Annotated in this window: 21 protein-coding genes and 1 riboswitch; of the genes, 7 read left to right on the forward strand and 14 right to left on the reverse strand. The window is 48.9% G+C overall.

Annotated elements, in window-relative coordinates; all coding sequences use genetic code 11:
• Positions 1-69: 69 nt before the first annotated feature.
• Complete coding sequence (locus tag ACYVD3_RS12500; RefSeq protein ID WP_460642849.1) at positions 70-951, reverse strand: helix-turn-helix domain-containing protein; 882 nt, start codon at positions 949-951, stop codon at positions 70-72.
• A 318-nt stretch (positions 952-1,269) separates the two neighbouring features.
• On the opposite strand from ACYVD3_RS12500, the gene ACYVD3_RS12505 reads away from it, so the two are divergent.
• Positions 1,270-4,338, forward strand: a complete 3,069-nt coding sequence (locus ACYVD3_RS12505; protein WP_460642850.1) for a glycoside hydrolase family 2 TIM barrel-domain containing protein — start codon at positions 1,270-1,272, stop codon at positions 4,336-4,338.
• A gap of 25 nt (positions 4,339-4,363) precedes the next feature.
• A complete protein-coding gene (locus tag ACYVD3_RS12510) occupies positions 4,364-4,504 on the forward strand; it encodes a hypothetical protein (RefSeq protein WP_460642851.1) in 141 nt (46 codons plus the stop codon).
• A gap of 166 nt (positions 4,505-4,670) precedes the next feature.
• Here ACYVD3_RS12510 and ACYVD3_RS12515 read toward each other — a convergent pair whose 3' ends face one another.
• Positions 4,671-5,858: an aminotransferase-like domain-containing protein gene (locus tag ACYVD3_RS12515; RefSeq protein WP_460642852.1), complete on the reverse strand. Its 1,188-nt coding sequence runs from the start codon at positions 5,856-5,858 to the stop codon at positions 4,671-4,673.
• 270 nt (positions 5,859-6,128) lie between these two features.
• On the opposite strand from ACYVD3_RS12515, the gene ACYVD3_RS12520 reads away from it, so the two are divergent.
• The 5 genes from ACYVD3_RS12520 (at position 6,129) to ACYVD3_RS12540 (ending at position 11,550) form a co-directional block, all read left to right on the forward strand.
• The gene (locus ACYVD3_RS12520) at positions 6,129-8,024 is read left to right on the forward strand and encodes a BglG family transcription antiterminator (RefSeq protein ID WP_460642853.1); all 1,896 of its coding nucleotides are present in this window, start codon (positions 6,129-6,131) and stop codon (positions 8,022-8,024) included.
• A gap of 120 nt (positions 8,025-8,144) precedes the next feature.
• On the forward strand, positions 8,145-9,569 hold the full coding sequence (locus tag ACYVD3_RS12525; RefSeq protein WP_460642854.1) for a 6-phospho-beta-glucosidase: 1,425 nt from the start codon (positions 8,145-8,147) through the stop codon (positions 9,567-9,569).
• Between the two features lie 12 nt (positions 9,570-9,581).
• Positions 9,582-9,890 carry a PTS sugar transporter subunit IIB gene (locus tag ACYVD3_RS12530; protein ID WP_460642855.1) on the forward strand — a complete coding sequence of 103 codons (309 nt, stop codon included), beginning with the start codon at positions 9,582-9,584 and terminating at the stop codon, positions 9,888-9,890.
• Positions 9,891-9,915: 25 nt separating this feature from the next.
• Positions 9,916-11,205, forward strand: a complete 1,290-nt coding sequence (locus ACYVD3_RS12535) for a PTS sugar transporter subunit IIC (protein WP_460642856.1) — start codon at positions 9,916-9,918, stop codon at positions 11,203-11,205.
• 30 nt (positions 11,206-11,235) lie between these two features.
• Complete coding sequence (locus ACYVD3_RS12540) at positions 11,236-11,550, forward strand: PTS lactose/cellobiose transporter subunit IIA (RefSeq protein ID WP_460642857.1); 315 nt, start codon at positions 11,236-11,238, stop codon at positions 11,548-11,550.
• 79 nt (positions 11,551-11,629) lie between these two features.
• Here ACYVD3_RS12540 and thiD read toward each other — a convergent pair whose 3' ends face one another.
• From thiD to ACYVD3_RS12600, 12 genes are all read right to left on the reverse strand, one after another.
• Complete coding sequence (gene thiD / locus ACYVD3_RS12545; protein WP_460642858.1) at positions 11,630-12,430, reverse strand: bifunctional hydroxymethylpyrimidine kinase/phosphomethylpyrimidine kinase; 801 nt, start codon at positions 12,428-12,430, stop codon at positions 11,630-11,632.
• Positions 12,427-13,068, reverse strand: coding sequence for a thiamine phosphate synthase (thiE, locus tag ACYVD3_RS12550; protein WP_460642859.1), 642 nt, complete (start codon positions 13,066-13,068; stop codon positions 12,427-12,429). The genes thiD and thiE overlap by 4 nt, the downstream gene beginning before the upstream one ends.
• Positions 13,055-13,942, reverse strand: coding sequence for a hydroxyethylthiazole kinase (gene thiM, locus ACYVD3_RS12555; protein WP_460642860.1), 888 nt, complete (start codon positions 13,940-13,942; stop codon positions 13,055-13,057). Before thiM ends, thiE begins: the two co-directional genes overlap by 14 nt.
• A 12-nt stretch (positions 13,943-13,954) precedes the next feature.
• On the reverse strand, positions 13,955-14,509 hold the full coding sequence (gene thiW / locus ACYVD3_RS12560) for an energy coupling factor transporter S component ThiW (RefSeq protein WP_460642861.1): 555 nt from the start codon (positions 14,507-14,509) through the stop codon (positions 13,955-13,957).
• 163 nt (positions 14,510-14,672) lie between these two features.
• The gene (gene thiC, locus ACYVD3_RS12565) at positions 14,673-15,980 is read right to left on the reverse strand and encodes a phosphomethylpyrimidine synthase ThiC (protein ID WP_460642862.1); all 1,308 of its coding nucleotides are present in this window, start codon (positions 15,978-15,980) and stop codon (positions 14,673-14,675) included.
• Positions 15,981-16,108: 128 nt separating this feature from the next.
• Positions 16,109-16,215: riboswitch (TPP riboswitch) on the reverse strand.
• A gap of 52 nt (positions 16,216-16,267) precedes the next feature.
• Positions 16,268-17,041 (reverse strand): tryptophan synthase subunit alpha, encoded by a 774-nt coding sequence (gene trpA / locus ACYVD3_RS12570; protein WP_460642863.1) that lies wholly within the window; start codon positions 17,039-17,041, stop codon positions 16,268-16,270.
• Positions 17,034-18,218, reverse strand: coding sequence for a tryptophan synthase subunit beta (gene trpB, locus ACYVD3_RS12575; RefSeq protein WP_460642864.1), 1,185 nt, complete (start codon positions 18,216-18,218; stop codon positions 17,034-17,036). Before trpB ends, trpA begins: the two co-directional genes overlap by 8 nt.
• Positions 18,164-18,847, reverse strand: coding sequence for a phosphoribosylanthranilate isomerase (locus ACYVD3_RS12580; protein WP_460642865.1), 684 nt, complete (start codon positions 18,845-18,847; stop codon positions 18,164-18,166). Before ACYVD3_RS12580 ends, trpB begins: the two co-directional genes overlap by 55 nt.
• Entirely contained in the window at positions 18,844-19,638 is a 795-nt protein-coding gene (gene trpC, locus ACYVD3_RS12585) for an indole-3-glycerol phosphate synthase TrpC (RefSeq protein ID WP_460642866.1), read from the reverse strand. Before trpC ends, ACYVD3_RS12580 begins: the two co-directional genes overlap by 4 nt.
• Entirely contained in the window at positions 19,635-20,654 is a 1,020-nt protein-coding gene (trpD, locus tag ACYVD3_RS12590) for an anthranilate phosphoribosyltransferase (protein WP_460642867.1), read from the reverse strand. The genes trpC and trpD overlap by 4 nt, the downstream gene beginning before the upstream one ends.
• Positions 20,655-21,239, reverse strand: coding sequence for an anthranilate synthase component II (locus tag ACYVD3_RS12595; protein ID WP_460642868.1), 585 nt, complete (start codon positions 21,237-21,239; stop codon positions 20,655-20,657).
• Entirely contained in the window at positions 21,239-22,711 is a 1,473-nt protein-coding gene (locus ACYVD3_RS12600) for an anthranilate synthase component I family protein (protein WP_460642869.1), read from the reverse strand. The genes ACYVD3_RS12595 and ACYVD3_RS12600 overlap by 1 nt, the downstream gene beginning before the upstream one ends.
• Between the last annotated feature and the right edge of the window lie 110 nt (positions 22,712-22,821).

The following is a 22,821-nucleotide window of genomic DNA, read 5'->3' on the forward strand; positions in this document are numbered from 1 at the left end:
ACCTATGAATGTACCCGGAGAATCGCGGATGGAATTAGGGGAAATATGGAATAAACGAATTGACGGTCATCAGTCAGGACGGCCGGTCATGAGGGGGAGGCTGTGTGCAGTACTCCTTTTTCTATATTCTGCGGGAGAAACGCCGGTCTGCTTTTTAAAGATCCGGCTGAAATACAGAGGGTTATCGTAGCCCACAATGCTGCCGATCTCTCCCACGCCGTAATCAGTGCTTTCAAGAAGCTCCTGGGCTTTCTTTACCCGGATGGATGTTAAGTATCTGCGGGGAGGCATTCCGGTATATTGCTTGAAGCTTCTGATAAACCAGCAGGTGCTCATATGAAGCTTTCTGGCATATTGGTCGATTTCGATCTCATTGGAAAAATTCTCATGAAAGTAGTGGACCGCTTTTTCCATTTCTTTCTGGATCTCTGTTTTTTGAGACCCGCCTTCTGCCCTTTGCCGCTTTAAAAGCAGGAAAAGCTGCCTTAGGTAAAGGGTTGTCAGATCTTCAAAGCAAGGGCGGGGAAGCTGGATCTCCCGGATGATGGAAAGAAACAGTTCCTGATATTTGGAAGAAACACCGGTGTATAAGACCTGGCTGTCCTCAAAGCCTGATTCCTTCGTGAGATGGGCGGCTTCTCTGCCTGTAAAATGAAGCCAGTATACTTCAGGTTTATCTTTCAGATAATAAGCGTACTGTTGGGGCTCGTGAGGCTTATAGAGCACCATGTTTCCAGCGGGGACTTCCAGGGGATCCTTCTGGAAGGAGAACAAAGCCTTTCCTGATGCAATGTATAAAATCTGGTAATCAGGACGGCCGGAGGGGCGTATGGTTGACATGACGGGGCGGGTTACCAGGCGGTAGACTCCGCCGCTGTTTGCTTTGAGAGGGAGAGAGTTATTTTCCAGTTCCTCGTCTGTCAGATTCATATATCCTGTGTTGGTGTACATATATGGGACTCCTTTTTTTATTTGTGGGTAGAGGACGTGTTGGAGGGTGGGGGGAGGGATTTGATGTAGGGGGGGGGCCGCAGTGGAGCTAGGGAAGCCGCAGGCTTCCCTAGCTCACGGGCTTCGCCCTATGAAACGGGAGACAGGGAAATTTTCTTATGTGCGAGCACAACGAAAATTTCTCTGTCTCCCGTTTCGCACTGCTCATTGCTTTCGTGAACATTGTATCATTTTGTGTATGGTTTGTCTAATTGGGGATATGGATTTTCTGCACTTTCATTTTATAATGAAAAGTAATATGAGAAGGAGGAATCAACCATGATCGTACCTAGATATTACGAAGATCCACACCTGCTTCATGAAAACACCATGCCAAACAGGGCCTATTATATTCCTGCCTCAAAGGCGCGTTTTGACCTTGTGGAGCACAGGGAAAATTCTGACCGGTTTGAGCTTTTAAGCGGGATGTGGAGATTCCGTTATTTTGACAGTATTTATGATGTGAAAGAGGAATTTTTCCTGGAAGGCTTTGATACGGAAGCATATGACCACATTCCGGTTCCGGGCTGTTTCCAGAATTACGGATATGACAGGCACCAGTATACCAATGTGCGATATCCATTTCCCATGGACCCGCCCTATGTTCCGGCTGAAAACCCCTGCGGGGCCTATGTCCACCATTTTGTCTATAAAAAAGAGGAAAATGCACCCAGGGCTTTCTTAAACTTTGAAGGTGTGGATTCCTGCTTTTATGTCTGGCTCAACGGAAGCTATGTGGGATACAGCCAGGTATCCCATTCCACCAGCGAATTTGATGTGACAGGTCTTATCCGGGAGGGAGAAAATACCCTGGCTGTTCTGGTTTTGAAATGGTGTGATGGAAGCTACTTAGAGGATCAGGATAAGTTTCGCATGACAGGCATTTTCCGGGATGTGTATCTTTTAAAGAGGCCAGAGGAGGGCATATTCGATTATTTCCTTACAACCTCTTTAGAAGGGAACCAGGCTTGTATCCAGGCTACGGTGGCTTTTTTGGGAAAAGAGGTTTCTGTAAAGGCAATGATATATGATTCCCAGGGGAATCTGGCCGCCAGCCAGGAGGGCTTCCCCAAGGAAGGCAGGCTTTCTTTGACCGTAGAAGATCCGGCGCTTTGGAATGCGGAGCAGCCTTACCTTTATACAGTCATCCTGGAATGCGGGAATGAAGTGATCGTGGACCGCCTGGGAATCCGGGAAATTGCCATAAAGGATGGAGTGGTTTATTTTAACGGGGAAAAGATCAAATTCCATGGCGTCAACCGTCATGACAGCGATCCGGTGACCGGATTTGTCATCAGCCTGGATCAGATGAAAAAGGATCTAAGACTGATGAAGGAGCACAATGTCAATGCCATCCGCACCAGTCATTATCCTGATGGGCCTCAGTTCTACCAGCTTTGCGATGAGTATGGTTTCTATGTCATTGACGAGGCAGACAATGAAAGTCACGGAACCAACTCCATTTACATGGAAGACGATTCCGCGGAGGCAGTTCATGACCGCTGGAACAGGGCCATTGCGGATAATCCGGAGTTTACCCAGGCCACTGTTGACCGGGCAAAGCTTCTTGTGGAACGGGATAAAAACCGGCCCAGCGTTGTGATCTGGTCCATGGGAAATGAATGCGCCTATGGCTGCACCTTTGAGGCTGCACTGGCCTGGACAAAGGCCTTTGATCCTTCCAGGCTTACCCATTATGAGGGAGCCCGTTACCGTGCCAGGAGCAAGTCCTATGATTTTTCCAATCTGGATCTGTACAGCCGCATGTATCCGTCGCTGGAAGATATCCACGAATATATGGGAAGAAATACGGGAAAGCCATTTATTTTGTGCGAGTACAGCCATGCCATGGGCAACGGTCCGGGGGATCTGGAGGATTATTTTAAGGTGTTTGACCAGTATGACGGGATCTGCGGCGGCTTTGTATGGGAGTGGTGCGACCACGCCATATACCAGGGAAGAACTCTGGAAGGAAAGCCTATGTACCTTTATGGCGGAGATCACGGGGAATATCCTCATGACGGCAACTTCTGTATGGATGGCCTGGTATATCCGGACCGGAGGCCTCACACAGGGCTGATGGAATTTAAAAATGTGTACCGTCCTGCAAGGCTGGTTTCCTTTGACCAGGAAAAGAAGGAGCTGGTGCTTCATAACCCCATGGATTTTACCAATTTAAACGATTATGCAGTTATCGGGTATGAGGTGACCTGTGACGGAGAGATCATTGCAAAGGGGATTCTTGGGGAAGGAGATCTGCCGGAAATTAAACCTCATGGAAAAGGCAGCCTGATTTTGGACTTTAAGGTTCCGGAAAAGGGAAAATCCTATCTGAAGATCCGCTATTTATTAAAGAGGGAATCCGCTCTTTTAAAGGCCGGAAGCATTTTGGGCTTTGATGAGGTATTACTTGAAAATGGAGATATGAGAAACCAGACCGGGGTCTTCCTGTTAGAAGACCAGGAGACAAAAGAGAAGGAAATCGGGCACTTTGAAATTAAGGAGGATGACCGTTACCTTTTCATAAATGGAACAAATTTCTCCTATACCTATAACAAGCTGACCGGTTGCTTTCAGGAGATGGTGTTTGAAAACAGAACCCTTCTGGAACGGCCCATGGAATATAACATCTGGAGAGCGCCTACGGATAATGACAGGTATATAAAATCCAAGTGGATGGCCGCCCGTTATGACAGGGCAATATCCAGGGCTTATGAAACCTCCTGTGAGGAAAAAGAAGGCCGGGTGGAAATAAGGACCGCACTGTCCGTCACAGCGGTTGTGGTCCAGAGGATTCTGACCATTGAGGCCTTGTGGACCATAGGAAGAGATGGGGTTGTAGATGGGAAGCTGGATGTGAAAAGGGATGTGGAATTCCCGGAGCTTCCCAGATTCGGTCTTCGCCTTTTCCTTCCAAAGAGCATGGACAGGGTCACCTATTATGGCTTAGGGCCGGTGGAAAACTACATGGATAAGCAAAGGGCAAGCTATCACGGGTTATTTACTGCCGGGGTAAAGGAAATGCACGAGGACTATTTAAGGCCCCAGGAAAACGGAAGCAGGAGCGACTGTGATTTTGTGACCCTACAAGGCGGGGGAACCTCCCTTTCGGCGGCCTCAGGACAGAAATTTTCCTTTAACGCATCGGTTTATACCCAGGAGGAATTGACGGAAAAAGCCCATAATTATGAGCTGTCACCCTCCGGCCATACGGTCCTTTGCCTGGATTACCGCCAGGACGGGATCGGGTCCGCAAGCTGCGGGCCAGAGCTTCGGAAAGAATACCGGTTTGATGAAGAGGAATTTGTTTTTGAAGTGAGACTGGTTCCTGAGAAGTTGGATATTTGATTGCTGTGTGGCAAAGAAGGCGGAAGTGGGATCAGAAATCCATTTAAACAGCTTTCTTTCCATAAGCAACTATGAATTGAAAGTTGTGTCTGTCCATCAGGCAGGACCGTTGAGGGAAACCGGCGGTTCTGCCTGTTTCCCGTTGCCGGAAGCGCAATGGTACTAAAAAATCCAGCCAGCCAAAGGTTTAAGAGTGGAGATTTTGCGCCAGCAAAATACTACTCGGCCATTGACTGGCTGGATAGGCACAACGGCCTTATTTATGGACAATGCTTCGCTTTATTGGCATAGGGTGACTTGTAAAGAATGCTTATACTATAAGCTGTTTACAATCAGCAGACAAACTCATGGAGAGTTTCGCCAAGGCGTTTTAAACCTTCAATAATTCTCTCCTCTGGCATATTTGAAAAATTAATCCTAAATGTATTTTCTTTTCCGCCGTTTGGAAAGAACGAGCCGCCCGGCACAAAAGCTACATTTTTTTCAAGGCTTTTCTCAAGAACGTCACGTGCATTGATGTTTGCCGGAAGCTCAACCCATGCAAAAAGGCCTCCCTGGGGTTTGGTAAATGTAACACCTTCGGGAAATTCCTGCTCCATAGTCTGTATTGCCAAATCTCTGCGTTTTTTATAAACTTCACGTATTTTGGCTATATGTTCATCAATATCATATAGTTCAAGATACTTTGCAATTTCCATTTGCGCAATCGTATTACACTGCAAATCTGTGCCTTGTTTTGCGAGAACATATTTGCGAATAATTTCTTTATCCCCAGCTATCCAGCCTATTCTATAACCGGGACAAAATGTTTTGGAAAATGTTCCAGTACAAAGTATATACCCATGTTTGTCAAAGGATTGTACAGACGGTAAAGTTTCTCCTTCAAAGCGAAGCTCTCCATAGGGATTGTCCTCAAGAACGATTACGCCATATTTCATGGAAGTCTCAGCTAATTGCTGCCTTCTTTCAAGGCTCCATGTTCTTCCCGTTGGATTTTGAAAATCGGGAATAACATAAATTGCTTTTACATTTTTAGTGCTTTCAAGTATTTTCTCAAGTTCATCTATTTTCATTCCGTTGTCATCGGTTGGGACTTCCATAAACTCACATCCATAAGCACGCAATGCGGTAATAGCAGCAAGATATGTAGGGCTTTCACACAACACAACATCTCCCTCATCCAAAAACACCTTGCCCGAAAGGTCAAGTGCCTGTTGTGAGCCATGGGTGATAAGAATGTTGTCATTGTCCAGGCAAGTGCCAAGCCGTGTATTCATTCTGTTTGCGATCCATTCTCTCAGTGGCGCATATCCCTCGGTGGTTGTGTATTGCAACGCTTTCCCACCTGATTCCTCAAGCACGATTCTGTTTACTTCTATAATTTCTTCAATTGGAAAAAGCTCCGGGGCAGGCAGCCCGCCAGCAAATGAAATGACCTCAGGCCTTTCTGTTACTTTCAAAATCTCTCTGATTTCCGATGCTTTTAGATTAGCCATCCTTTTGGCATACTTTATTTTCATTGTGCTATCTCCCCTTCATTTGCTAATATAAATTATCTTCGTTCACCTTTTAAGGCTAAGGCGTACTTCCACTAAATGCTGCCATCTATTTTACCACATAAATCCAGCCATGTCATTTCCGTTTTTTCTTGCCACTCTGGCAGACCGGGGATTTCAAAAGGCCGGACATTACCAGAATTAATGTGGTAAAAATGTAAATGGAAAAATTACGTCTGCCATGTTATGCTGATCATAAGGTTTTGTAGGATAAAAAGTGCGAAGGAGACGGCTATGCTTTGTAAACAGTTGCAGGAATTGCTGATGCTCTTGAGTCAGGAAGAATACAGAACGGCTTTGACATTGGCAGAACGGTTAATGGTCAGTGAAAAGACGGTACGGCTGAGACTGAAGGATTTAAGCAGGCTGCTGGAAGGCCATGGAGCGGAAATAAGCTCAAAAGCAAGATTTGGGTATATACTGCGGATTCATGACCAGGAAAAATTTGACGCATATAGAAAGGCAGAAACGGGAAAGACGGATCATTTTCCTGAAAGAGAAAATGAGAGAAGGGAATATTTGCTTGCATACCTGATTGCCAGAATGGATTATATAAAGATAGAAGAACTTTGTGATTTTCTCTATGTTTCAAAATCCACCCTGTCCAATTCTCTTAAATCGGTGGAAGGGATATTAAAGCGCTACGGCCTTTCTATTGACCGGAAACCTAATTACGGAATTAAGATCCAAGGCTGGGAATTTGATATCCGCAGGCTGATAAGCGACTATTTTATCAAACGCCAAAGTCTGACCGGAGTGGACATCAGCCACCAGGAAAGCGAACTGATCCATCTGGCGGAGGTCATAAAAAGCCTTTTAAAGAAGTATGGGATTCGTCTTTCCGAGATTGCCTTTGAAAATTTCGTGGAATATACTTATGTGGCCCGGAAGCGGATGAAGTCAGGCTTTTATCTTCAGAAGGACAAGGAAAACCTGCCGGAAATAGGAGGAAAGGAATCTGCCTTTATCCGGGAGCTTATTTCTGTTGCAGAGGCCCAGGAACAGATCACTTATACGGCTGACGAGGAACATTACCTCTTACTGTATCTGGCCGGAAAGAGGATGATCGGAAGCACCCTGGAAAACGATACCAATTTTGTCATCAGGGAGCAGACCGATCAACTGGCCCTGGCCATGATGGAGCTGGTGAGCAGAGAATACGGGCTGGAAATGCATAATAATTTTGAGATACGGATGACCTTAAACCAGCATCTGGTCCCTTTTGACATCAGGATCCGGTATGATATCCCCTTAAAAAACCCCATCCTGGAAGACATCAAGCAGAAGTACTGCCTGGCCTATCAGATATCCTATGAAGCGGTGGGAGTTTTAAGGAAGCATTATAAAAAGGATATTTCCGAGGATGAGATCGGATACTTTGCCCTGATCTTCCAGTTGGCCCTGGAAAAGGACAAGATGGATCCCTGTTCGGATATTCTTGTGGTTTGCAGCACTGGAAAGGGAAGCTCCCGGTTATTAAAATACAAATATGAAAGTGAATTTTCCGGATATTTAAGGAATATCTATGTTTGCGATCTCCTGGAGCTGGAGCATTTTGATTTCCAGAAAGTTGATTATATCTTTTCCACCGTACCCATTACCATGGAGGTCCCGGTGCCTATTGTGGAGGTGGGGGCGTTTCTGGAAGCAGATGATATTCAGAAGATCACCCGGACCCTTAGAAGCGGCAACAGCCGGGGGATCATAAAGAGGTATTATACTCCTGAGCGGCTGCTTACAGGGGTGGAAGGGAAGTATAAGGAAGATATACTAAAGTTTCTGTGCGGCGTGATCCGGGAGCAGGAAAAGGTGGATGAGAATTTCTATGAGCTGGTGCTTGAACGTGAAACCTTTGCCCAGATGGATTATGGAAATTATATCACCCTTCCTCACCCAAACCAGATCGCTTCAGAGGAAACCTTTGCCTATGTAGCGGTCCTTAAAGAGCCTGTTATCTGGAACAAGCTTCCGGTCCAGATTGTTCTGCTGATTTCCATAGGAAGAAAAGAGGACAGAAACCGTCAGACATTTTATGAAACGACTGCACGGTTTGCCCTTAATAAGGAGGCGGTGAAACGCCTGATCCAGGAACCAAAGTATGAGATTTTATTGGATCTGCTGGAAGAATAAGGATGCCACATTCAGACTGGAGAAGAACTGCCAGATTGAATGTGGTATTTTTTTCGTTGGAGTTTTGGGAGATCCGATGGTACCATAAAGACAAACGATTGAAGGAGGAAAACAATACATATGCTGAGAAAGGATTTTCTATGGGGAGGCGCAGTAGCTGCCCATCAGCTTGAAGGAGCCTGGAAGGAAGGGGGCAAAGGTGTCAGCGTTGCCGATGTGATGACAGCCGGAGCCAATGGAAAGGAACGGGAAATAACGGATGGGGTCATAGAGGGAAAATATTATCCCAACCATGAGGGCATTGATTTTTACCACCGCTATAAAGAAGATATCCTTCTTTTGGCGGAAATGGGTTTTCAGTGTTTCCGCACTTCCATTGCCTGGACCAGGATTTTTCCTACAGGAGAAGAGAAGGAACCCAATGAAGAAGGCCTCCGGTTTTATGATGACTTATTTGATGAGTGCAGAAACCATGGGATCCAGCCGGTAGTGACCCTGTCCCATTTTGAGATGCCTTATGAACTGGTAGTCAAATACGGGGGCTTCAGAAGCCGCATCTGTGTGGAGCTGTTTGTGAAGTTTGCCAAAGCGTGCTTTGAACGGTATAAAGATAAGGTGACCTACTGGATGACTTTTAACGAGATCAATAACCAGGCGGATTTTGACGGGGACTTCGCACCGTTTACCAATTCAGGACTTTTTTTTAAGGAAGGAGATGACCGGGAGCACCTTATGTATCAGGCGGCCCACTATGAGCTGACAGCATCAGCCCTGGCAGTAAAGGCAGGCCATGAGATAAATCCTGATTTTAAGATCGGCTGTATGATGGCCATGTGCCCCATTTACCCTTACTCCTGCGATCCAAAAGATATGATGATGGCCATGTCTTCCATGCAGAAGCGCTGCTGGTTTGCCGATGTCCATGTGAGAGGACAGTATCCGGAATACATAAAGGCGTATTGGAAACGGAAGGGGCTGGTCCTGGATATCACACCGGAAGACTTGAAAGCCCTTTTGGAAGGCTGTGTGGATTATATTGGATTCAGCTATTACATGTCCTTTACCGTAAAACACAGGGAGGATAATCCGGAGTATGATTACAGGGAAGGCCGAGACAGGGTGGAAAATCCTTATGTGAAGGCAAGCCAGTGGGGATGGCCCATTGACCCGGAAGGGCTTCGCTACACCATGAACTGGCTGTACGACAGGTATGGACTTCCCCTGTTTATTGTGGAAAATGGCTTCGGAGCCTACGACCGGCCGGGAGAGGACGGCATGATTCATGACGGATACCGGATTGAATATTTAAAGGCCCATATAGAATCAATGAAAAAATGTGTGGACCAGGACGGAGTGGATCTTATGGGATATACTCCATGGGGCTGTATTGACCTGGTATCCGCAGGCACAGGAGAGATGGAGAAGCGCTACGGGTTCATCTATGTGGATAAGGACAATGAAGGAAAGGGAACAGGAGAGCGGAGCAGAAAAGAAAGCTTTTACTGGTTCCAGAAGGTAATTAAAACAAACGGAGAGGAATTATAGGAGGAAAAAGGTATGATAAAGATTCGGTTATTTTGCAATCAGGGAATGTCCACAAGCCTGCTGGTGAGTAAAATGAAACAGGCGGCTCTTGAGGAAGGTTTGGAGGCGGACATCGCGGCATTTCCGGTCAATGACCTGGATGAAAACTTAGGTGGAGTGGACTGTGCCCTTCTTGGCCCCCAGGTGGGATACTTAAAGGATAAAGCTTTAAAGACATGCGAAAGTCATCAGGTTCCAATGGATGTGATCCCCATGGTGGATTACGGCATGTGCAATGGAAAAAAGGTTCTGGAGTTTGCCCGTAAGCTAGCCGGTAAATGAGAAGAAAAAGGGAGGGACAGTGAGAATGAAAGATTTTTTAAATAATAAGGTAGTTCCCAAAATGATGGTGTTTATCAATACAAAGGCTATTCGGGGATTAAAGGATGGTCTGTTGTATTCCATGCCAATGATGATCATCGGCTCTATTTTTCTGCTTCTGGCGAATTTTCCATATACGCCTGTTGCGGACTGGCTTAAGGCAGCAGGCATTACGCCGGTGCTGAATCAGGCCTTTGAAAGCACCTTCAATATCATGGCTTTGATCGCTTCCATTGGTATTGCCTATACCTATGTGAAAAATGAGGGATATAACGGAATGCCGGCAGGGGTGATTTCCCTTTGTACTTATCTGCTGTTTCAGCCTTCCCAGGTGACCAGCCAGGAGGGGGCTTCCGTTGGCGTTATTTTTAAGACCTGGACCGGCGGGCAGGGAATGATCGGCGCCATCATTATAGGACTCATTGCAGGCTGGATTTATACGGTGTTTTTAAAGAAAAACATTACCATTAAGATGCCGGATGGAGTTCCCGACGGAGTGGCGACCTCTTTTACGGCTCTGGTTCCCGGCGCGGCTATTATTATCGGGGCCTCTATCATTTACGCCATTGTAAAAAATGCGTTTGGCACGACCCCAATGGAATGGATCTATAAAACCATTCAGATTCCTCTCCAGGGTTTGACGGATTCTTTTGGCGGAGTGGTTGCCATGGGATTTTTGATTCCGTTTTTCTGGTTCTTCGGCATCCACGGCTCCACACTTGTGGGGGGAATTATGGGGCCTCTCCTTACTGCCAATACTGCCGCCAATCAGGCAATTATTGACAGCGGCCTGGAGCTGAATCTGGCAAACGGCGGACATATCGTTACCCAGCAGTTTCTGGATCAGTTTATCACGGTTACAGGGGCAGGGATCACCATCGGTGTGGTCATATATCTTACGTTTTTTGCCAAATCCACCCAGTGCAAGCAGGTGGGCAAGCTGGGGATCGGCCCTGCGTTCTTTAACATCAATGAGCCGGTGCTCTTCGGCACCCCCATCGTGTTAAACCCGATTATGGCAATTCCCTTCATACTGATGCCCGTTCTGTCGGGAATCATTCAGTATCTGGCGATTTATACGGGACTCTGCCCCATGTATAAAGGGATTCTGGTACCCTGGACGTGTCCGCCCATTATTTCGGGATTTTTGATTGGAGGCTGGAGGACGGCACTGCTTCAGGTAGTGATTCTGGCATTGTCATTCTTCGTGTATCTTCCATTTATCAGGGTTATTGACAAAATGTATGAGAAGCAGGAAAATCAGACTCAGGGATGATGATTTCTGTGTGAGAGAAAAGGTGGAAAAATGCAGGAAATGGAACTTATTTGCTTTCGGTTAATCACTGCTGCCGGCGGAGCAAAATCAAACTATATCAAAGCAGTGCAAAAAGCAAAACAAGGAAAATATGAAGAAGCGGAACATCTGATTGCAGAAGGGGACGAAATGATGAAACAGGGTCATTTGCCTCATGCCGACTTAATCCAGAGAGAAGCGGCAGGAGAAGCAGTGCCTATGGGGCTTATTCTTACCCATGCGGAGGATCAGATGATGAGTGCGGAGGTCTTTAAGGTCATGGCCGAAGAGATCATTGATCTTTACAGGAAACTGGAAAGCAGATAATACGGGGAAATGAGGCCTGTCCTGCAGGAGGTGGCAAAAGCCGGAACGCGATATACCAGGCGTTCCGGCTTTCCTATTTTTATGTTCTCCATCCATGCCACAAGGGCCCCCGTCCTTTTCCCATCTTTAAGCCGGCTTTTAGTGCTCCGTTTAAGTAGGCTTTTGCCGCAAGGATGCTTTCTTCCAGTCCCATGCCCCTGGCCAGCCCGCAGGCAATGGCAGAAGATAAGGTGCATCCGGTTCCATGGGTATTTGGATTGTCGATCCGTTCCCCTGGAAACCAGGTGATAAATCCGTTGCGGCACAGCACATCGTCGGCCCCCTGGGTGTTATGTCCGCCTTTTAAAAGGAAAGGAACCTGAAAGATGTGGAAAAGCTCCATTGCGGCCTCTTCCATATCTTTTTCCGTGCATATCCGAGGCCCTTTTGTGGATAAAAGGGCTTCTGCTTCCGGTATATTGGGGGTAACCAAAGCTGCCAGAGGAAACAGCCTGCTTGTTAAAGTCTTAACATCCTGTGGATTTAACAGAGAATGCCCGCTGGTGGATACCATGACCGGGTCCAGGATCACAGGAGCCCGGTTATAGTTTCTCAGCTTTTCCCCAATGATTTCTATGGACCGGGAAGTTCCGGCCATGCCGATCTTTACGGCCTTCGGCGGAATGTCGGTAAATACGGCATCTAGCTGGGTGGCAAGCATTTCCTGACTGACTGTTTCCGTCAGGAAAACCCCAGTCGTATTTTGGGCGACAAGAGCGGTAATCACGCTGGAGCCATAGACACCCAGAGCTGCGGCGGTCTTTAAATCCGCCTGTATTCCGGCGCCGCCGCTGGGATCTGTGCCTGCAATGGTAAGGAGGGAAGGGAGAATCAGGCTCATAGGCTCACCACCTTTAAAAGCTGTTCTTTTAAGCCATGGACGGCTGCAGTAATATTTCCTTGTCCAAAGATGCCGGACACCACTGCAGCCCCGGCGATACCGGTTCCTTTCAGGCTGGAAACATTTTGGCCGGTAATTCCTCCGATGGCTGTTACCGGAATGGGAACGGAGCGGCAAATGGCAGACAACTGTTCCAAAGTTAAGGCAGCAGCGTCCTTCTTTGTGGGGCTTGGGAATATGGCACCGGACCCGATATAATCCGCCCCGTCCATATATGCCTTTTTTGCCTGTTCCGGGCTCTTTGCAGTGACACCCAGAATGCGTTCCGGTCCGATTAACCGGCGGACCTTTAAGGGAGATAAATCATCCTGTCCTACGTGCACGCCGTCTGCCCCGCACTTAAGGGCAATTTCCACATCATCGTTGATGATGAGGGGAATGCCGTAATGGCTGGTAAGCTCACGGACAATAAGGGCTTCCTCCAGAAAGGCACTTTTGTCCAGGCCCTTTTCACGAAGCTGGAGAAGGGTCACTCCGGCAGAAAGGGCTTCTTCGATCTGTTCTGTTAAGGTTTTTTCTCCCGTAAATCCCTGATCTGTTACAGCATACAGGAAAAGCATGTCCTTACGAAATTTCAATGTTTATCCCTCCTTTTAGGGTGTTTTCTTCCAGAAGGCTTACCTCGTCCAGAAAGCAGCAGTGGAAGCTGCCTGTGCCGCCGGAGATTTTTGCCGCTTTTTTTGCCGCCAGTTCTCCGCAGAGACCGGCAGCAGCCGTGGCAAGAGCGGCCGCCTGGAACATGGTAGTCTGTGAGGAGGCAGGCCCGGCGGCTGCACAATAGGCGGCAATCATGCCGTCCAGCATGCAGCCGCTTCCGGTGATGCGGGCCATTTGGGGACAGCCGTTCCTCATAAGCCAGGTTTCCTTTCCGTCTGAAATAATATCAATGGCCCCTGTCATGACGGTCACAGCACCGGATGCAGCGCTTAATGCTCTGGCTGTTTCCCTAAGCGATTCCAGGGTTTCTTCCCTTATTTCATCAGCAAAGGAAGCGTCAACTCCCCGGGGAGAGGTAACGGAGCCGTTTTCCCTTTGCATGTCTTTCCCGGTCAGTTCCTTTAACAGGACCCGAAGCTCTGAGGCGTTTCCCCTGATAACGGTTGCTTTTATGTTCCTTAAAATCGAAAGGGCTGTTTCGGTCCGGTAACGGGAGGCGCCGATTCCTACCGGGTCAAAGATGACGGGGAGGTTTAACCGGTTTGCTTCCAGCCCGGCTTTTTCCATTGCGGCCATTGCATTCTCTTTCGGGGTTCCCATGTTTAAAAGAAGGGCGCTTGATAAGGCAGTTATTTCCGAAACCTCTTCCGGGTGGTCCGCCATAATGGGGGAGCCGCCGCAGGCCAGAATGATATTTGCCACATCGTTGGCAGTAACATAATTGGTGATACAGTGGATGACAGGCCGTTTTTTTCTGACCAGCCCGGTCAGGGATTCATTGATTTTTAAGTCCACATTCTGTTCCTCCTATTCATTGATGAGCCGTTCAAAATAGGAAAACAGGCCAAGACGGCGCAGCATTGCCAGCAGGCTGGCTGCCAGTATGGTTCCTGCCAGGGTGCTCATAAGAAATGGCACCACAAAGAAAAATACAGCCACCTCTTTTCCCATGAGTAACACGGCCACCGGATAGCAGAGCAGCCCGCCGATAAGCCCTGTGCCAATCACTTCTCCAAGATAGGCAGGCAAAAGCTTTCCGGTTTTTTGAAACAGATAAGCTCCGAGAAATGCGCCCGCCATGCTTCCCGGAAAGGCCAGAAGGCTTCCGGTTCCCATGAGATTCCGTATGAGAGAAGTACAGAAAGCCATGGAAACGCCGTATACAGGCCCTAAAAACACTCCCGCCAGAACATTTGCCAGATGCTGTACCGGAAAGCATTTGGACGCTCCCACCGGGATGGAAAAGCCGGAGAGGGCTACGGTAAGAGCTGTCAGCATTCCGCTGATCACCAGCTTTTTCACCCGCACTTTTGAACCTGCAGAAGAACTGGTGTAAACTGTTGATGGTATTCGATCATTCATGAAAATTCCTCCTGTTTATGTAATTTAAGCAAATCAGGCAGCAAAGCGGAGGGTCCACCCGATGGTACAGGGTGCGCTGTGACCCTTGGTCATTGCGAATATCCGCTTGGCAAAAGAACGCCCCTTTTATCTTCACTTGCCTTGCAAGTTTGGATAAGCTATGTCATTCATCAAAAATATTTACGGTCTCCCCGTCAAGAATCCGGTTCATATTTTTCATAGCACAGAAATTGCCGCACATGGAGCAGGTATCTTCTTTTTCCGGTTTTGACATGGCCCGGTAGCGTCTGGCTTTTTCCGGGTCAATGGCAAGCTGGAACATGGTTTCCCAATCCAGCCGTTTTCTGGCGTCGCTCATCTTATGATCCCATTCCCTGGCTCCTCTGATTCCCTTTGCAATATCAGCCGCATGGGCAGCGATCCGGGCAGCAATGATCCCTTCCTTTACGTCTGACTCATCCGGCAGCTTCAAATGCTCCGCAGGAGTCACATAGCAGAGAAAGGCCGCTCCGGCGGCAGCAGCTATGGCTCCTCCGATAGCTGCAGTGATATGGTCATAACCCGGTGCAATATCTGTGACAAGAGGCCCCAGAACGTAAAAAGGTGCTCCCTTGCAGATCGTCTGCTGGATTTTCATATTGGCAGCAATCTGGTCCAGAGGCATGTGGCCGGGGCCTTCAATGATTACCTGCACATCCTTTTCCCAGGCTCTCCTTGTCAGCTCCCCAAGGGTCACCAGTTCCTCCACCTGGGATATATCGGATGCGTCCTCAATACATCCCGGCCGGCAGGCATCTCCAAGGCTTAAGGTCACATCATGCTTCTGACAGATTTCCAGAATGCGGTCGTAATGCTCATAAAATGGATTTTCCTCCCCGGTCATCTCCATCCAGGCAAAGATGATAGACCCTCCCCTTGAAACGATGTTGGTCAGCCGTTTTGCTTCCTTAAACCTTCTGGCAGTCTGCCTGTTGATCCCCACGTGAATGGTCATGAAATCCACCCCGTCTTCCGCGTGCATTTCCACGATCCGGATCCATTCTTTGGCAGTGATTTCCCGAAGGGGCTTGTGGTAATAAACCACGGCATCATAGATAGGTACCGTACCGATGATAGCCGGACATTCCCCGGTCAGCTTTTTGCGGAATTTCCGGGTATCTCCAAAGGAGCTTAGGTCCATAATGGATTCCGCCCCCATGAGGACTGCGTCCTTTACCTTTTGAAGCTCCATTTCCAAGTCATTCAAATCCCTGGAGGTTCCAAGGTTCACGTTGATCTTTGTCCTCAGCATGGATCCGATCCCGCTGGGTTTTAAACAGGTGTGGTTCTTGTTGGCAGGAATGGCGACTTTTCCCTGGGCCACCAGCTCCCGAAGCTTTTCCGGCTCCCATTGTTCCTTCCCGGCGACTGCCATCAGTTCCTTTGTGAGAATGCCTTTTCTTGCAGCATCCATTTGTGTGGTGTAATTCATCTTTGTTCCTCCTTTTGATTAACGGAGGGATTGTAAGGGAATTCGCCGGATGAATATGCAGGCATACTCGTCCGGCTTATTGCTCACGCAAAAAGAGCCCATACCAACAGGTATAGGCTCGGAAAATACAATTGTCCCGTATGAATCCCTACGTTGGCATTACCCAAATCAGGTTATAAAGGTCGAAGTTGATTACTTCCTCTCAGCCCGCCTACGAGCTCCCTCTTGTGGTCATTAGTGTAGCATTCTGTTTTATTCTTGTCAAGGAAAACATCCCAGACCGGCTGTCAGCCGGAAATGGCCGCCTTCATTTCTCTTACATAATCGCAGACAGGCCCTACGCATTCCTTTCCATACTTTGCGGCGATCTTCACGATGGCGCTGCCAACAATGACGCCGTCTGCGTTTTTGCCCATTTCCCTTGCCTGCTCCGGCGTGGAGATACCAAAGCCGATGGCGCAGGGAATATCCTTTGTCTCCTTTACCAGGGAAACCATTTCCCCAATGTTGGTGTTGATTTCCGATCTCACTCCGGTCACGCCCATGGAAGAAACGCAGTAGATAAATCCTTCCGATCCTGATGCAATGGCCCGTATGCGTTCCTTGGAAGTAGGGGCGATCAGGGAAATCAGTTCGATCCCGTATTTCCTGCAAAAGGGCAGCAGCTCCTCCCGTTCTTCAAAAGGCATATCCGGCACGATCAGAGCATCAATGCCGCATTCCGCCGCATTTTTTAAAAACCGTTCGCTTCCATACACAAATACTGGATTGATATAAGTCATAAAAGCCAGAGGAACATCGGTTTTTTTCCGTATCCGTTTTACGGAATCGAAAAGCTTATCCGTGGTAACTCCTGACTCCAGAGCCCGCATATCGGCCTCCTGGATCACGATTCCCTCTGCGATTGGGTCTGAAAAAGGGATTCCCAGCTCGATCAAATCCGCTCCGGCTTCGGCCATGGCTGGAACCAGTTCTTCCGTGGTGGCAAGGTCAGGATCCCCGGCCGTAATAAATGGGATAAATGCTTTTCCCTTAGAAAATACTTCGCTTATTCTACTCATAGATTTCAACCCCCTTGTAACGGGCAATGGCGGCCACATCCTTGTCGCCCCGCCCTGATAAATTAATGACAATGATCTCATCCTTTCCCATGGAAGGAGCGATCTTTCTGGCATATGCCACTGCATGGGCGCTTTCAATGGCAGGAATGATCCCTTCCAGACGGGATAAGTATTCAAAGGCTTCCACGGACTCCTGGTCCGTAATTGGGACGTAGGCGGCTCTTCCTGAGTCGTGAAGATCCGCGTGCTCCGGGCCTATGCCCGGATAGTCAAGTCCTGCGGAAATGGAGAAAACAGGGGCGATCTGGCCGTATTCATCCTGGCAGAAATAGGATTTCATCCCGTGGAAGATTCCAAGGGAGCCGGTGGAAATGGTGGCCGCATGCTTTTCTGTTTCAATGCCGTGTCCTGCGGCTTCGCAGCCAACCAGCTTTACGGAAGGCTCGTTTACAAATTCATGGAAGATTCCCATGGCATTGCTGCCCCCGCCCACACAGGCGATCACCAGGTCAGGAAGCTTTCCTTCCGCCGCCATTAACTGTGTGCGGACCTCCTTGCCGATGATGCTCTGAAAATCCCTTACAATGGTGGGAAAGGGGTGAGGGCCCATGACAGAGCCTAAGACATAATGGGTGTCAGCCACCCGGCTGGTCCATTCCCTCATGGTCTCATTGACTGCATCCTTTAAGGTCTGGGTACCGCTTGTAACGGCGTGGACCTTTGTGCCTAAAAGCTCCATGCGGAATACATTTAAGGCCTGACGGTCCGTATCCTCTTTTCCCATAAAAACCTCGCAGTCCATTCCCATGAGAGCGGCGGCGGTAGCGGTGGCAACCCCGTGCTGCCCGGCCCCTGTTTCAGCGATGACACGGGTCTTTCCCATCCTTTTTGCAAGAAGGACCTGACCCAGGGCATTGTTGATCTTGTGGGAGCCGGTGTGGTTTAGATCCTCCCGCTTTAAATAGATTTTCGCTCCGCCTAAGTCCTTTGTCATCCGCTCTGCATAGTAGAGCAGGGAAGGCCTTCCCGTATATTTTTTGTGAAGGTCCTGAAGTTCTGCGAAAAACTCCTGGTCATGACTGTACTTCTCATAAGCTTCTTCCAGTTCATTTACTGCATTCATCAGCGTTTCGGGGACAAACTGTCCGCCGTGCTGTCCAAATTTTCCTTTTGACATGGCTGTTCACTCCTTACTGTTTGTATGATTGTTTTTATTTTTGACAGGTCCTTTTTGCCCTCCGTTTCTACGGAACTGCTTAAATCCAGGCAAAAGGCCTCTGTTTTCATGGCCTGCTTTATGTTTGAGGCGTCTATGCCTCCGGCCAGGAACCATGGCTTTTTTATGTCCGGTATCATGGACCAGTCAAAGGTCTTTCCGCTGCCCCCGTAAAGGCCTTTGGTATAAGTATCAAAAAGCAGGAAATCTGCGGGAAGATCTTCCGCCTCCTTCATATCCTCCGCCTGCCGGACCCTTACGGCCTTTATGACAGGAAGGCCGGAGGCCAGACGGCTTTTTAGTTCCAGGATGTAATCCCGGTCCTCGTCGCCGTGAAGCTGGATAAGATCAATGGTTTTATTCTCTGCCAGGGCCAGGATATCCTCTATGGGGCTGTTTACGAAAACCCCCACTGCCTGGATCTCCGGCAGCAGCAGCTTCTTAAGCTCCTGGGCCTCCGGCCCGGTGATGCGGCGTTTTCCGGGAGCGAATACGAAGCCGGCGTAATCCGGTTTCCAGGTATTTACCGCCAGAATATCTTCCCTGCGGGTCAGCCCGCATATTTTGATCCGTTTTCCTTTAGAATTCATTGCGCCGCCCTCTTTAACCCGCTTATGATTTCCTTCTTATCCGGGGAGCGCATCAGGCTTTCCCCGATCAGGACCGCATTGACCCCTGCTTCAGACAGGAGACGGATATCTGCTTCTGTTTTGATCCCGCTTTCCGCCACGAAAAGTACGTCAGAGGGAACCATGGTCCTTAAACGAAGGGAATTGTTAAAATCCACTTCAAAGGTTTTTAAATTCCGGTTATTCACTCCGATGATCCTGGCTCCTGCGGTCAGGGCGGAATGGATCTCTTCTTCGTCATGGGCCTCCACAAGGGCGCTTAGGCCAAGGCTGCGGCACAGATTTAATCCTTCTTTCAGGGCTTCTGTATCCAGGAGAGCGCAGATCAGGAGGACTGCGGAAGCGCCTATGACCTTTGCCTCGTAAATCTGGTAGGGGTCAACGGTAAAATCCTTTCTGAGAAGGGGGAGGTTCACCTTATGGCTGATCCCTGTTAAGTAGCTGTTGTTTCCCAGAAAGTATTCCGGTTCCGTGAGAACGGAAATGGCATCCGCCCCTGCGGCCTCGTAATCCTTTGCGATCTCCACATAGGGGAATTCAGGGGCAATGAGGCCCTTTGAGGGAGAAGCCCGCTTTACCTCGCAGATAAAGGAAATGCCCGGAGCGGAGAGGCTGTTCTCAAAGGAAAGGCCTTTCTCCTTTGTTTTTTCCAGGGCTTCAAATGCCAGCCTTTCCATGGTCTTCATGGGTATCTTTTCTTTTGCTGCCTCCGCCCGTTTTCTGGAGGAGGCAGCCAGGACATCAAGGATCATATAACCACCTCGTTGGACATTTTTACAAATTCTTCAAGCTTTTTGGCGGCTTTTCCAGAATCAATGAGAAGGGCCGCTTTTTCTATGCATTGAAAAATGGTGCAGTCATCAATTCCCAGGTACAGGCTTAACGCAGAGTTTAGTATGACAATATCCCGCTTTGGCCCATGAAGCTTTCCATTTAAGATATCCCTGGTGATCCGGGCATTTTCTGCCGGTGTGCCGCCCACCAGCTCTGAAAGGCTGCATCGATTTAAGGAAAACTGCTCCGGCGTGATCTCATAGGGAGTCAGTTTCCCGAAACGGATCTCGCATACATGGCTGGGGCCTGTGACGGTGGCTTCATCCAGCCCGTCATCTCCACAGACCACCAGGCCTCTTTTGACCCCAAGATTGCTTAATACCTGGGCAAGAGGATCCACCAGCTTCCTGTCGTAAACCCCTAAAAGCTGCATGGTTGCTCCCGCAGGATTGGAGAGAGGGCCTAAGATATTAAAGATGGTCCTCACCCCAAGCTCTTTCCTGACCGGTCCGGCGTATTTCATAGAGGAATGGTAAGCCTGGGCGAAGAGGAAGCACATGCCTGTTTTCTTTAATATTTCCCCAGACTGTTCTGACGTAAGGTTTAAATTCACCCCCAGGTGCTCCAGCACATCGGCAGCCCCGCTTTTGCTGGAAACGCTGCGGTTGCCGTGCTTTGCCACGGGAACGCCCCCTGAGGCCACCACAAATGCGGTGGTGGTGGAAATGTTAAAGGTCCCTGCCTCGTCGCCACCGGTGCCTACGATATCAATGACCGGAAAATCAGGTTCCAGCCTTAAGGCCTTTTCCCGCATGACCGTGGCACAGGCGGTGATCTCATCAATGGTTTCCCCCTTCATCCGTAGCCCTGTTAAAAATGCGGCCATCTGGGCCGGGGTGGTTTCACCGCTCATGATCTCGTTCATCACCTCTTTTGCAGATTCAAAGCTTAAATCCTGTCCTGAGATAACTTCATGGATTGCCTGCTGAATCATTTACTCTGCCTCCTTTATATGAATGGATAAGAAATTTTTAAGTATGGTCATCCCATTTGGCGTCAGGATGGATTCCGGATGGAATTGAAGCCCGTAAAGGGGGTATTCCTTATGCTTTACCGCCATGATTTCCCCCATGTCATCGGTCCCGATGACGGTCAGGCAATGGGGAAGGGAATCCTTTGCGGCGATGAGAGAGTGGTACCTGGCGGCCAGGATCTGCTCCGGAAGCCCGTGAAAGATGGGATCAGAGACATCAATGGTCAGGAGGCTCTGTTTTCCGTGCATCAGCTTCCGTGCATGGGTGATCTCTGCCCCGAATACTTCGCAGATCCCCTGGTGCCCCAGGCATACCCCAAGCATAGGGATTGTGCCGGAAAGCCTTCTCACCACTTCCTCGCACACGCCTGCGTCCTTTGGATAGCCGGGGCCGGGGGAGAGGAGGATGTGGCTGGGAGACAGGTCCCTTATTTCCTCCACGGTCATCTCGTCGTTTCGTATGACCCTGATATCCGGATTTAAGCCGCCGGACATCTGGACTAAGTTGTAGGAAAAGCTGTCGTAATTATCGATTAAAAGAATCATCAGTCATTTACCTCCCCTGCAGTTTCAATGGCCCGGATCACGGCCTTTGCCTTGTTTTCCGATTCTTCGTATTCCCGTTTCGGAACACTGTCGGCCACAATGCCCCCGCCTGCCTGAACATATACCTTTCCCTGGCTCTTTACTGCCATGCGTATGGCAATGCAGGTATCCATGTTACCGGTAAAATCAATGTAGCCCAGGGCTCCTCCGTAAATGCCCCTTGGCTCTGTTTCCAGTTCTTCGATGATTTCACAGGCCCGGATCTTTGGAGCGCCGGAAAGGGTGCCTGCCGGAAGAACCGCCTCTATGGCATGAAAGGCATCCCGGTCAGGAGTGATATCCGCCTCCACCTGGGAGCAGATGTGCATGATCCGGGAATAACGGTGGATCATTTTGTATCCGGTCACCTCTACGGTGGAAAACTCCGCGATTTTTCCTAAATCGTTTCTTCCTAAGTCCACCAGCATGTTGTGCTCTGCCAGTTCCTTTTCATCCGCCAGAAGCTCTTTTGAAAGCCTGTTGTCCTCCTCCTCATCTCGTCCCCTGGGCCTGGAGCCTGCCACCGGAAAGGTGGTGAGCCTCCCGTTCTTTAAACGGACCAGGGTTTCCGGGGAAGTGCTTATGATTTCCGTATCATCCATGTGGAGATATACCATGTAAGGGGAGGGATTGGTGGTTCTTAATACCCGGTAGGCGTTAAGGAGACTGTCCTGGTAATCGCTTGTAAACTGTCTGGAAAGCACTGCCTGGAAAATGTCCCCGTCCACGATATACTCCTTTGCCCGTTCCACCATGGAACAGAATTCCTCCTTGGTCACGTTGCAGCGAAAGCTGGGCCGGCTGGTGACTGCAGATTTTTTTAACGGGGTATTTTCTCCGATCATGGCGGCGATGCTTTCCAGCCTTGCACAGGCCTTCCCGTAATTTTCCATGATCCGGTCGGTTTTCATATTGACCACAAGGCTGATTTTCTGCTTCAAATGGTCGTAGGCGATGACCGTATCAAACAGCATTAAGTCAAAATCATTACAGGCCCCTTTTTTAATGGACAGGACCGGTTCCGCATAGCCGATCATGCCGTAGGCAAAATACCCTACGAAGCCTCCTGTAAAGGGAGGGAGTCCGGGAAGCTTTGGAGAATGGTAATCCTTTAAGATATCCCGCAGCACATCATAGGGCTTTACGGTTTGGACCACCTGGTCGGCTTCCGGCTCTCCATAATGATGTACCCTTACCACGTGATCTTTTAAGGTGACCCTTAGGACCGGGTCATAACCAAGGAAGGAGTAGCGCCCCCATTTCTCGCCTCCCTCAATGCTTTCCAGCAGATAATAGCGGCTGCTTTTGGCTGCGATCTTTCGCAGCAGGGTAATGGGTGTGACAATGTCTGCAAAGATTTCCCTGCAGACCGGGATAACGGGATAGGAACCGGCAAGCGCTTCGATTTCCTTACAGTCCGGCGTGATGTTCATGGTTATTACGCTCCTTTCTTAGTAAGTGCCCTTGTTTTTTGGTCTGATGACCAGTCAAATACCCCATAGCAGGCTGGGAGGTAATGCCCCCTGCAACATTCACCGGAGGC

It is taken from the genome of Lacrimispora brassicae (genome assembly GCF_054772055.1).